Source organism: Pseudomonas sp. ICMP 460 (assembly GCF_002723595.1).
GTDB classification, from domain to species: Bacteria; Pseudomonadota; Gammaproteobacteria; order Pseudomonadales; family Pseudomonadaceae; genus Aquipseudomonas; species Aquipseudomonas kitaguniensis.
In genome coordinates, this window is record NZ_LKBR01000008.1 from 119,661 (window position 1) to 131,775 (window position 12,115).

The window sequence follows — 12,115 nt, forward strand, 5'->3', positions numbered from 1 at the left end:
GACTGCAAATGAATGATTTACAGCTCGACGATTTCAAGAACGACGAAAATGCCGCCATGGTGTTGCTGGTCGACGACCAGGCCATGATCGGCGAGGCCGTGCGGCGCGGCTTGTCCCACGAAGAAAACATCGACTTTCACTTTTGTGCCGACCCGCATCAAGCGATTGCCCAAGCCATTCGCATCAAACCCACGGTGATCCTGCAAGACCTGGTGATGCCCGGTCTGGACGGCCTGACCCTGGTGCGCGAGTACCGCAACCACCCGGCCACGGCGAATATCCCGATCATCGTGCTGTCCACCAAGGAAGACCCGCTGATCAAAAGCGCAGCGTTCTCCGCTGGCGCCAACGATTACCTGGTCAAGCTACCGGACAACATCGAACTGGTGGCGCGCATTCGCTATCACTCGCGGTCCTACATGACCCTGTTGCAGCGGGATGCCGCGTATCGTGCGCTGCGAGTCAGCCAGCAACAATTGCTTGACACCAATTTGGTGCTGCAACGCCTGATGAACTCCGACGGCCTTACCGGGCTGTCCAACCGCCGTCACTTCGACGAATACCTGGAACTGGAATGGCGCCGTGCCATGCGCGACCAGAACCAGTTGTCGTTGCTGATGATCGACGTGGACTTCTTTAAGACCTACAACGACAGTTTTGGCCACGTCGAAGGCGACGAAGCCTTGCGCAAAGTCGCCGCCACCATCCGCGAAGCCAGCAGCCGCCCCTCGGACCTGCCGGCGCGTTACGGCGGCGAAGAGTTTGCTTTGGTGCTCCCGAACACCTCGCCGGGCGGCGCACGCCTGGTGGCGGAAAAGCTGCGCATGGCGGTTGCCGCGCTCAAGATCCCGCACATCGCCCCGGCTGAGGGCGCAAGCCTGACGATCAGCATTGGTTTGTCGACCATCACGCCGCAACAGGGCAGCGACTGTCGGCAACTGATCATGGCGGCGGACAAGGGCTTGTACACGGCCAAGCATAACGGGCGTAACCAAGTAGGCATCGAATAACCCAACGGTGGGAGCGGGCTTGCTCGCGATGGTGTTTCATTCAACCCGTGCGTTGACTGACACACCGCTATCGCGAGCAAGCCCCACATTGGATTTTCGCGTCCTGCTTTTTTCGAGTCGATGTGTATAGATCGCTACGGTGCTTTGCAGGCAATCAGGTCCTTATCGAATAACCTGACGCCGCAGCAACTCCAACTGTGGGAGCGGGCTTGCTCGCGATGGTGTTTCATTCAACCCGTGCGTTGACTGACACACCGCTATCGCGAGCAAGCCCCACATTGGCTCTTCAGGGTTATTGCGGTTGAGTGCAGTTGCCTTGGCAGAATCGACCAAGCGGGCTGCCGCTGCCGCCCGTTTGTCGTTATACTCGCAGGCTTTCAAAAGTTCGCCAACGAGTGCTGCCCGCCATGGAAATCAACCCGATCCTTAACACCATCAAGGACCTGTCCGAGCGCTCCGAAACTATTCGGGGGTATCTTTGACTACGATCAAAAGCATGAGCGTCTGACCGAAGTCAATCGCGAGCTTGAAGATCCGGCTGTCTGGAACAAACCTGAATACGCCCAGGAACTGGGCCGCGAGCGCGCTGCGCTGGCGCTGATCGTCGATACGCTCGACGAATTGAACACCGGTCTGGGCGATTGCCGCGACCTGCTGGACATGGCCGTCGAAGAAAACGACGAAGGCGCAGTGGGCGATGTCGTCGCCGAGCTGGCCCGTCTCGAGGAAAACCTCGCCAAGCTTGAATTTCGCCGCATGTTCAGCCACGAAATGGACCCGAACAACGCCTACCTGGATATCCAGGCCGGTTCCGGCGGCACCGAAGCCCAGGACTGGGCCAACATCCTGTTGCGCATGTACCTGCGCTGGGCCGACAAACGCGGCTTCGACGCGACCATCATGGAACTGTCGGCCGGTGAAGTCGCCGGTATCAAGGGCGCAACCGTGCATATCAAGGGCGAATACGCCTTTGGCTGGTTGCGTACCGAGATCGGCGTGCACCGCTTGGTGCGCAAGAGCCCGTTCGACTCCGGCAACCGTCGCCACACCTCGTTCTCTGCGGTGTTCGTCTCGCCAGAGATCGATGACAAGGTCGAAATCGAGATCAACCCGGCCGACCTGCGCATCGACACCTACCGCTCCTCCGGTGCCGGTGGTCAGCACGTAAACACCACCGACTCGGCGGTACGTATTACTCACGTGCCGACCAACACGGTGGTCAGTTGCCAGAACGAACGTTCCCAGCACGCGAACAAGGACACCGCCATGAAAATGCTGCGGGCCAAGTTGTACGAGCAGGAAATGCAGAAGCGCAACGCCGCTTCCCAGGCGCTGGAAGACACCAAGTCGGATATTGGCTGGGGTCACCAGATCCGTTCGTATGTGCTTGATGCGTCGCGGATCAAGGATCTGCGCACTAACATCGAACGCAGCGACTGCGACAAGGTGCTCGACGGTGATATCGACGAATACCTGGAAGCCAGCCTGAAATCGGGCCTGTAAAAAAGACGGCAAGCGCCGGGGGGACGCCTAGTCCTCGCCGGACGATCCCCGGCCGCAGGCCGGGGACAACGAACCTGATGGAAAATTTAAAGACATGAGCGACCAACAACTCGACCAGGCCCTGCAACAGGAAGAAAACTCCCTGATCGCCCTGCGCAAGGAAAAGCTTGCTGCCGAGCGCGCCAAGGGCAATGCCTTCCCCAACGACTTCCGCCGCGACGCTTACTGCGCAGACTTGCAGAAAACCTACGCGGACAAGACCAAGGAAGAGCTGGCAGAGGCTGCGATCCCGGTCAAGGTGGCAGGTCGCATCATGCTCAACCGTGGCTCGTTCATGGTGATCCAGGACATGTCCGGGCGCATCCAGGTCTACGTCAACCGCAAAACGTTGCCGGAAGAAACCCTGGCCTCGGTGAAAACCTGGGACATGGGCGACATCATTGCAGCAGAAGGCACCCTGGCGCGCTCCGGCAAAGGCGACCTGTACGTTGAAATGACCAGCGTGCGCCTGCTGACCAAATCCTTGCGCCCACTGCCCGACAAGCACCACGGCCTGACCGACACCGAGCAGCGTTACCGCCAGCGCTACGTTGACCTGATCGTCAACGAAGACGTGCGCCAGACGTTCCGCGTGCGTTCGCAAGTCATCGCCCACATCCGCAGCTTCCTGATGCAGCGAGATTTTCTCGAAGTGGAAACGCCGATGCTGCAAACCATCCCCGGTGGTGCCGCAGCCAAGCCTTTCGAGACCCACCACAACGCGCTGGACCTGGAAATGTTCTTGCGCATTGCGCCGGAGCTGTACCTCAAGCGCCTGGTGGTTGGCGGTTTCGAAAAAGTCTTCGAGATCAACCGTAACTTCCGTAACGAAGGCGTTTCGACGCGGCACAACCCTGAATTCACCATGTTGGAGTTCTACCAGGCTTACGCCGACTATGAAGACAACATGGACCTGACCGAAGAGCTGTTCCGCGAACTCGCGCAGCTGGTGCTCGGCACTACCGACGTGCCGTACGGCGACAAGGTGTTCCACTTCGGCGAGCCGTTCGTGCGCCTGTCGGTGTTCGATTCGATCCTCAAGTACAACCCCGAGCTGAGCGCTGACGACCTGACCGACATCGACAAGGCGCGTGCTATCGCCAAAAAAGCCGGCGCCAAGGTGCTGGGCTTCGAAGGCTTGGGTAAATTGCAGGTGATGATTTTCGAAGAGCTGGTGGAGCACAAGCTGGAACAGCCGCACTTCATTACCCAGTACCCGTTCGAAGTGTCGCCGCTGGCCCGTCGCAACGATGACAACCCGAACGTCACCGACCGTTTCGAGCTGTTCATCGGCGGCCGCGAAATCGCCAATGCCTACTCCGAGCTTAACGACGCCGAAGACCAGGCCGAGCGCTTCATGGCGCAGGTGGCTGACAAGGACGCCGGCGACGATGAAGCCATGCACTACGACGCCGACTTCGTGCGCGCCCTGGAATACGGCATGCCGCCGACGGCCGGTGAAGGCATCGGCATCGACCGCCTGGTGATGTTGTTGACCAACTCGCCGTCGATCCGCGACGTGATCTTGTTCCCGCACATGCGGCCACAAGCGTAACCGTAGCGAAATCCGAAGCCGCCTTTTATAAGGCGGCTTTTTTATGTGGCGTCTTTAAGCGTCAAGCAAACAGCGCCAGGTTTTGATCTTTTCAAGGATGGGTGTCGTGAACCGCGTAATGGCTCAAGAAGGCGCCGCCGGCATTGCCGCGGCCGTGGCTGAAAGCGTCCAGTACCAGGGCCGCAAGGCCAGTCGCCGGGGCAGCGAGCAGCGCAGGCAAGAGATTCTCGATGCGGCCATGCGCATTGTGGTGCGTGATGGCGTGCGCGCCGTACGCCATCGCGCGGTGGCGGCAGAGGCGGGCGTGCCGTTGTCGGCGACCACCTACTACTTCAAAGACATCGACGACTTGCTCACTGACACCTTCGCCCAATATGTAGAGCGCAGCGCCGCCTTCATGGGCAAGCTGTGGGTGCGCAACGAAGGCCTGCTGCGCGAGATGGTCGCCTATGGCGACGGCGGCCCGCAGTCGCGCGCGCAGCTGGCCGATGACATTGCGCGGCTGACTGCCGACTATGTGCTGCGCCAACTGACCAACCGGCGTGAACACTTGATGGCTGAGCAGGCTTTTCGCCAGGAAGCCCTGTTGAACCCGCGCCTGGCCGAACTGGTACGCTCCCATCAACAGATTCTGTTGCAAGGCACCGAGCAGTTTTTCAAGGTATTGGGTTCGCGCGAGCCGCAACAGGATGCCAAAGTGTTGACGGCGATAATCGGTCGGATGGAATATCAGTGCCTGCTGGGTGGCCAGGAGCCTCTGACCGGTGAGGAGATGCTTGAGATTCTCAAGCGTTACATGCATTTGGTGTTGGCCTCGGTATAGGGGTATGTGATGAAAACCTGGCGTGTTGCGGTAATCGCGTTGTCGTTCGTGTGGCTCAGCGGTTGCCTGGTGACGTTCAAGCACCCGCTGCCGGCCCATGAGGCCGCGCCGGATGAACTGCTCGGCCATTGGGCGAGCAAAAATGCCTGGGGCGAGCCGCTCAACCTGCACATCACGCGTGCCGGTGACCACCGTTACAAAGCCGTGAGCTACCCTGAAGCCAAGCCGGGCCAGCGTGATGAATACCTGTTCAGCGTCTCGCGGCATGGTAGCCGCTGGTACCTGTCGGCGCCGTTGCCGGCCAGGTTCGGTGGGCATTACCTTGTGGCGGGCTTCGAGTTCGACGAAAAGCACGAATTGGTGGTCTATAACCTCGATCTGGAGCAGATACACCAAGCCATAGGCCAGCAGGCGTTGCAGGGCCGCACTGTGGAAACCGTTGAGGGCGCCGGCGTAGTGGTCGACAGCCCCATGACCCAGGTATTTGCCTACCTGGATGACCCGGCCAATGCCGATGTGTTCGTTGAAGCCGTGCGCTACCAGCGTGCGGGCAAATAACGTTTAAAGAGGAAGCACCGGGTGGACGATTACCAGCAGACGATACGCACCTTGTCCGATCGCATTGTGCTGGCGCAAACACCGATTCGCGTGCTCGATGCCGTCAAATGGGACGAGAGCATTCGCCAGGGGTTTCTCAAGGGCAAGGGCAAAGTGATGCCCGCCGTGGACCGTGACTACTACCTCAACCGGCCGTTGTCGTTTGACTCCAGCGCGGTCAAGCTGGAATTCCAGAACATTGAGCGCGACATCACCCGTCGCCTCGGCCAGTTCAGCCCGGTGGGGCAGATCATGCGCCGCATGTGCCGCGAATATCGCATGGTGGTGCGCATGCTCGAAGCGCGCGGCACCGAAGACTTTGGCTTGATCTCTCAGGAACTCTACGGCGCCGCCTCGGATGCGTTCCACGCTGGCGACCCGACTCTGGCGGATTTGGGCATGATGATGTCCGACTACCTGAACCAGATCGACGGCCGTGGCGACCTCAAGGACGAAGCCAAAACCCTGACCGCCAAGGACGCGGTGGCTTTGCTGCAAACCCGCTTGAACAAGGTATTTGGCGAGGCCGAAGAAACCATTCGCGTGTTTGAGTCCGACGGTATTGTTGCCGACGCTGCGGCGGGTGCCGACTACATCAAGATCCGCGCTGACGCGATGTTCAACGACCGCGACGTGCGCGCGCTGGAAGTACACGAGGGCCTGGTGCACGTCGGCACGACCCTTAACGGCCAGAACCAGCCGATCTGCACCTTCCTTTCCAAAGGCCCGCCGTCGTCCACCGTGACCCAGGAAGGCCTGGCGATTTTGATGGAGATCATCACCTTCGCCTCGTACCCCAGCCGCCTGCGCAAGCTGACCAACCGCACCCGCGCGATCCACATGGTCGAGGAGGGCGCCGACTTCCTGCAGGTGTTCGATTTCTTCCGCGAGCAAGGCTTTGAAATGGCTGAAAGCTACGGCAATGCCAGCCGCGTGTTCCGTGGCTCGACGCCGACGGGGCTGCCGTTTACCAAGGATTTGTCCTACCTCAAGGGCTTCATCATGGTCTACAACTACATTCAGTTGGCCGTGCGCAAAGGCAAGCTGGAGCAAGTGCCGTTGCTGTTCTGCGGCAAGACCACCCTGGAAGACATGCGCACCCTGCGCCAACTGGTCGACGAAGGCCTGGTGGTGACGCCCAAGTACCTGCCGGAGCAGTTTCGCGACATGAACGCATTGGCGGCGTGGATGTGCTTCTCCAACTTCCTTAACCACTTGAGCCTCGACCGGATCGAGGCAGATTACTCGAATATCCTTTAAACGATATTCCTGAACAAACCGAATCAAAAAAATGTGGGAGCGGGCTTGCTCGCGATGGCGGTGTATCAGTAACAGATGCGTTGACTGACCCGCCGCTATCGCGAGCAAGCCCGCTCCCACAGTTGATCTTCAACCCATTCACGAGGCTTCAACGGATGAGAATCCTCGGCATTCTTTGCCTGCTACTCACGCTGAACGGCTGCAGCTCCCTGCTGTTTTACCCCGAGCCCGGCTTACCGTTCACGCCGCAAAAAGCCCACTTGGCGTACCGCGATGTCACCCTGACCAGCGCCGACGGGGTAAAACTTCACGCCTGGTGGCTGCCAGCCAAACCGGGTGTACCGGTCAAAGGCACCGTGCTGCACCTGCACGGTAACGGCGGCAACCTTGCCTGGCACTTGGGCGGCAGTTGGTGGTTGCCCGAGCAGGGTTACCAAGTGCTGCTGCTGGACTATCGCGGTTACGGCTTGTCCGAGGGCAAACCGTCATTGCCGGCGGTGTATCAAGACATCGATGCGGCCTTTCGTTGGGTCGACACGGCGCCTGAAACACAGCATCTGCCGCTGATCGTCCTCGGCCAAAGCCTGGGCGGCTCATTGGCGGTGCATTACCTGGCAGCCCATCCCGAGCGCCAAACCCAGCTTAAGGCTTTGGTGCTGGACGGTGTTCCTGCCAGTTATCGTGACGTAGGACAATTCGCCCTGAGCACTTCCTGGTTAACATGGCCGTTCCAGGTGCCGTTGTCGTGGCTGGTGCCGGACGGCGACAGCGCTATCTACGCCATGCCGCAACTGAGCGGCGTGCCGAAGTTGCTGTTCCACAGCGTGGATGACCCGATCGTGCCGCTGGCCAATGGCATCCGCCTGTACCAGGCTGCGCCGCCGCCCAGTGTGTTGCAGTTGACCCGTGGCGGCCACGTGCAAACCTTTGCCGACAAGACCTGGCAAACCGTGATGCTGCGCTATCTGGAAGACCCGCAGCACTTCAATGGCCTGCGGCGGCTGGGCGAAATTCCCAACTACCCGGTTCCCAACGTTGAGTCATCAGAGCACCCGCAATGAGCCAGGAACGCAACATGATCCCGCTGATTCTGACCGGCACAGGCACCATCATCGGGACCGTCGGTTGCCTGTGGTACTACGGCTACCTGCACTTCGCCAAGCCCGACGATGCCTTGCTGCTCAGCGACTTCACCTTGCTCAAGACCGTGCCGGGTCAAGACTACAAAATCTCCCTGACCCCGGCCGCGCAAGTGGCGCAGTGCATCGACGGTGTGCTGGTGATGTTCGACACCGAGCAAAAAGGCCTGAGCGGCGTACTGGTGAACAACAAGAAGCAGGCTGTGCGCTGCCTGGGCCAGGAAACACCCAAGCTGCAGGAGTAGCGCGCACCACCGGTCAAATGTGTCATTGCACAAGTATCTGGAACCGTTTCGCGTAAGAAGCCACTGAATGACGTGTCAGTGTTACTGATGATTACTTACGATTAACTGATCTGGGAGTGTGATGATGGATATTAGTGCGATTGGCAAAATGCTCGCGATGGCCGGTGGCCAGGCAAAGCTGGATCAGGGCGGTGATGAAGGTGCCGAGAAGCAGGGCGCCGAGAAGCAAGACAAACAAGATCCGCTCAAAAAGCTTATGGACATGTTGTCCAAAGCAGCGGGCGGCGAAAAGGGCGGCGGTTCTGAAGGCTCAGGCGGTTCAGAAGGCCAGATGAGTCCCGAGGCGCTGGAAAAAATGATGGGCGGGCGTCAAGGTATGGAAGCCATGATGCCGGGTGACGACAACAACCGCAAAGTCGAAGCCTGACAGTAAAAAAACCCACCATAAGGTGGGTTTTTTATCGAACTTCAATCAATCAGTTAGCGACGGACGAGCGTGGCTTAACCGGTTGGTTGTCGTTGGAAATGGTCACTTCAACGCGGCGGTTCATGGCACGGCCCGATACGCTGCCGTTGTCGGCAACCGGGTATTCCTTGCCGTAACCCTGGGTCACGATGCGCGAAATATCCACGCCTTGTTGAGCCAGTGCACGCTGTACCGAAGCAGCACGACGCTCAGACAGGCTCTGGTTGTACGAGTCGGAACCGGTGCTGTCGGTGTAGCCTTCGACGATCACTTTACGGTCCGGGTTGTCGCGCAGGAACTGAGCCAGCTTGGTGATGTTGACCAGGCCGCTGGATTTCAGGTCGGACTTGTTGGTGGCGAACAGCACGTCACCGAAGGTTACCAGCGTACCGCGATCAGTCTGCTTGGCGTTCAAGCTATCTTGCAGTTGCTTGATCTGCGCATCACGCGCTTGCAGCAGGGCACGAGCACGTTCGTCACCCGCGTTTTTCAGCTTGGCTTCGGATTCGCGCAGGGAGATGGTGTCCTTGGCGACTTCAACGCGCTGGTTGGTCAGGTAGGCCAATTGGTCGACCTTCTTCTCGTCTTCCTTGTCGCGGTAAGCCTTGTCGGCTTTGTCCAGCCATTCGCTGGCGTCTTTGGTTTCCAGCGCCGCAAGCTTGGTCGCCTGTGGGTTGGTTTGCAGGGCCGAGAAATTAGTCCGTGCGTTTTCCAGGTTCGCGTTTGGCGGTGTGGAACAGGCCGCCAGGGCAACGCTCATCGCCAGCAGGGCAGGGATCATCAATTGTTTACGCATAGTCGTGTCGTCCTTTCAATTCGATATCGGGTGCAGTGCAATCAGGGGCGGCGGCTTATTGCTGCTTGATAACAGCTGGGCGCATGCCTTCCTGACGCAGCTCCTGAACAGCTTTCTGCGAGTCTTTCACAGCCTGGTCAGCCTTGGCTGCCTGAGACTTGCGCTCAGCAACACGCGCATCCCACTCGGCTTGTTCAGCCAACTGGCGAGCCTTGTCGTAGTTCTTGTCGTGCATGGCGATTTCGGCTTCTTTGAGCTTGTCCTGCGCCGACTTCATCTCAACCGCTGCGTACTCGGTGCCGCCAGCGCTGACAGCGCTGTTGACGGCCGACTGAGTCACCGCATATTGCTCGGTTGGCGGGTTGCCGGCGCAGCCAGCCAGAACGAAGCTGGTGCCGATTGCCAGCGCGGCCAATTTGAGCCCGCGCAGGTGGTTAAACGAGGATTTGGCAGTGCTGGTCTTCATCGTCTTCAACTCCATTAGATAACTCCTGAAATACATCAAAATCCATCTCAGTTGATCAGCGCTTGCAGGCCCGGCGATTCCGCACATGACGCCTGTTCAAACGGCCGTTCCAAGTGATGGCTTACTGGCTGTGACCGGAGGCTTTTTTCAAAAGTTCAGCCGAGATGGCAATTCGCCGAAAAAAAATATCTGACTGAATGGTCAACCTTTAAAAGTTGGAACTTTCACCGCGCACGGCTGTACGCCGAGCCCGCATTTGCTGCTGATTTTGGAGGTTTTCAGGGGTGGGTGCTGGTCGCACGTTTAGGTTTTTATCGTTGGCTGCGAGTCTGGGGCTGACGCTGCCCACCGCGTACCCGGCGAGATTTTCACCGGGCCGTCGTCGTGACAGGTTCGGAAAATTCCTCACGGTTTTTCAGAGAGGCCCTACACCACGGCTGAGATTTTTTGTAATACGGTTTTCGGCTGACGAAAAGGGGTGTTACGTATGACGAACCGAGGTGACATGACCATCAGCGGCGAGGCTCAAGGACCGATTTCAGTGGGCTGCTCGCGCCACGATTCTATCGGCAACACCTATGAGTCTGACCACACCGATCATCGTTCGTGGGGCGAAGAGGGATGAACCCGAACCGTTATGAGATTTGGGACGTCAACAGCGCAACGGGCAAGTTGATTGCGCAGGGGCTGACGGTCAGTACTCTGCATCTTGCCCACGGTATTTTGCGCATGCAGTTCAATCGGGAAGTTGCCTATTACGCAAAGCGTATTGCCGATGATGTCGCTACGGGCCATATGACCCCTGACCAGGGCATACAGGCCATTTTGCAGGAACAGCGCGAACTCTTGAGCCAAGCGCATTCCTTGGCCCGCAAAGGTCAGGACGCAATAACCAGTTCGGTTAAGCGCATTCCGCTGATCAGGCTCACTCAGCCCCTGTTAAAACCCGACCCTGAACGGTTGTTGCGGTTTGCTCATGCTCAATACCTTAGAGATAGCTCAACTACGCAAAACGCAACCCATGCCGATTATCCCTCACCGTCCTCCGAAGATTTAAAGTTTTTCCCCCGCGAGCGATGGCCTGAGCCGATCCAACTCCACGAGCCGGGGTTTTACATTGTTCTCAAAAGCACAACGGCGGATGAATTAAAGGCTCAGTTATTTGCCTCTCCTGACCCCGCTGTTATTGCCAATTTCAAGGCGCTTAACCCGAATTTGGATCAGGTAAAAGCAGGCCAGATGATCGTGCTCAGTGACCCCAATAACTACAGTTGTACGTATGAAGAAACGCTATTGATGGAAGCGGCGGCAAATGTGAATAAGGCGCTTCAGGATCTTTCACCAGACGAGGCCGACTTCCTGGCTCGCCATCGTGACGAGTTTGAATCCTTTTTCAAATACGGGTCTACCGCTGCCGGCGTTGGCGTCGCCATTTTTGCTTCGAACCTTGAGAAAGTACAAGCGTCGCTACGCGACATTGAAGCCTTGCACCAGCGCGCCTTCCTGCGTGACGGGCATCTGCGGTCACCTGAGTTTTTTGCCGAGCGTAAGCGCTTGTTTGGCCAGCTCGATAGCAACCTCACGTGGCTCACCAAAAAGGGTATTGGTTTCCCCGATCATCCGAACCTTAAGAGTGCCTTGGGAATTTCAAGTCGCAGCTTGGTACATCGCTGGAGCAAAGCGGGTGCACCCACGCAGATTCCTGGTTATGCAACGCATATGGATAGGGTTGCCAAGGCTGCCAAATACGTCAGTTACGGCGGATGGCTAGGCACTGCAGCGGGTGGCGGCGCCTCTTACATGAAGGTTCAAGAAGTGTGCGCTTCGGGCAATACCGAGGCATGTAAGAAGGTGAAATACACAGAAAGTGGAGCCTTTGTAGGCGGGATCGCGGGTGGCGCTATTGGTGGTGCGACTTTAGGTATTGGTACGACGGGTGCTATCTGCGTAGCGCTCGGGGCGCCAACTGCCGGGATAGGTGCACTTGTTTGCGGCTTGGTGGTAATCGGAGTGGGGTCTTTTGCAGCGGGGGCGGTTATCGGCAAGACGGGTGAAAATCTAGGGGAAGTAATTTACGAGGTTACTAAATGAGCGTAAGCACCGCTGAGAAAGTTTACCTCTGTGTTGGCTTGATTGGTTTTGGAGGCGTGTTCGTTTATCTTGGCTGTGCGATGCACCTCGTCTACACCAAGATGGAACTGATGTTGGGCCATCTA

The 12,115-nt window shown here is 58.2% G+C and carries 12 protein-coding genes; 10 read left to right on the forward strand and 2 right to left on the reverse strand.

Features of this window, described 5'->3' with window-relative positions; all coding sequences use genetic code 11:
- Positions 1-8: 8 nt before the first annotated feature.
- From AO240_RS08340 to AO240_RS08380, 9 genes are all read left to right on the forward strand, one after another.
- Positions 9-1,010, forward strand: coding sequence for a PleD family two-component system response regulator (locus AO240_RS08340; RefSeq protein ID WP_058413648.1), 1,002 nt, complete (start codon positions 9-11; stop codon positions 1,008-1,010).
- 407 nt (positions 1,011-1,417) lie between these two features.
- A protein-coding gene (prfB, locus tag AO240_RS08345; RefSeq protein WP_099236123.1) for a peptide chain release factor 2 occupies positions 1,418-2,513 on the forward strand; the annotation gives its coding sequence in 2 pieces (ribosomal slippage) (positions 1,418-1,489 and positions 1,491-2,513; 1,095 coding nt in all).
- A gap of 94 nt (positions 2,514-2,607) precedes the next feature.
- A complete protein-coding gene (lysS, locus tag AO240_RS08350; protein WP_058413645.1) occupies positions 2,608-4,107 on the forward strand; it encodes a lysine--tRNA ligase in 1,500 nt (499 codons plus the stop codon).
- A 106-nt stretch (positions 4,108-4,213) separates the two neighbouring features.
- Positions 4,214-4,930, forward strand: a complete 717-nt coding sequence (locus AO240_RS08355; RefSeq protein ID WP_099236125.1) for a TetR/AcrR family transcriptional regulator — start codon at positions 4,214-4,216, stop codon at positions 4,928-4,930.
- A 9-nt stretch (positions 4,931-4,939) separates the two neighbouring features.
- Complete coding sequence (locus AO240_RS08360) at positions 4,940-5,488, forward strand: hypothetical protein (protein ID WP_099236127.1); 549 nt, start codon at positions 4,940-4,942, stop codon at positions 5,486-5,488.
- A 21-nt stretch (positions 5,489-5,509) separates the two neighbouring features.
- Positions 5,510-6,787: a flavohemoglobin expression-modulating QEGLA motif protein gene (locus AO240_RS08365; RefSeq protein WP_099236129.1), complete on the forward strand. Its 1,278-nt coding sequence runs from the start codon at positions 5,510-5,512 to the stop codon at positions 6,785-6,787.
- Positions 6,788-6,942: 155 nt separating this feature from the next.
- A complete protein-coding gene (locus tag AO240_RS08370) occupies positions 6,943-7,848 on the forward strand; it encodes an alpha/beta hydrolase (protein ID WP_099236131.1) in 906 nt (301 codons plus the stop codon).
- Complete coding sequence (locus AO240_RS08375) at positions 7,845-8,171, forward strand: hypothetical protein (protein WP_099236133.1); 327 nt, start codon at positions 7,845-7,847, stop codon at positions 8,169-8,171. Before AO240_RS08370 ends, AO240_RS08375 begins: the two co-directional genes overlap by 4 nt.
- A gap of 148 nt (positions 8,172-8,319) precedes the next feature.
- A complete protein-coding gene (locus AO240_RS08380; protein WP_099236180.1) occupies positions 8,320-8,598 on the forward strand; it encodes a hypothetical protein in 279 nt (92 codons plus the stop codon).
- A 49-nt stretch (positions 8,599-8,647) separates the two neighbouring features.
- Here AO240_RS08380 and AO240_RS08385 read toward each other — a convergent pair whose 3' ends face one another.
- Positions 8,648-9,433 carry an OmpA family protein gene (locus AO240_RS08385; protein WP_058413639.1) on the reverse strand — a complete coding sequence of 262 codons (786 nt, stop codon included), beginning with the start codon at positions 9,431-9,433 and terminating at the stop codon, positions 8,648-8,650.
- Between the two features lie 55 nt (positions 9,434-9,488).
- The gene (locus AO240_RS08390) at positions 9,489-9,914 is read right to left on the reverse strand and encodes a DUF4398 domain-containing protein (RefSeq protein WP_058413638.1); all 426 of its coding nucleotides are present in this window, start codon (positions 9,912-9,914) and stop codon (positions 9,489-9,491) included.
- Between the two features lie 606 nt (positions 9,915-10,520).
- Between AO240_RS08390 and AO240_RS08395 the strand changes: the two genes are divergently transcribed.
- Complete coding sequence (locus tag AO240_RS08395; protein ID WP_099236135.1) at positions 10,521-11,990, forward strand: hypothetical protein; 1,470 nt, start codon at positions 10,521-10,523, stop codon at positions 11,988-11,990.
- Positions 11,991-12,115: the final 125 nt, after the last annotated feature.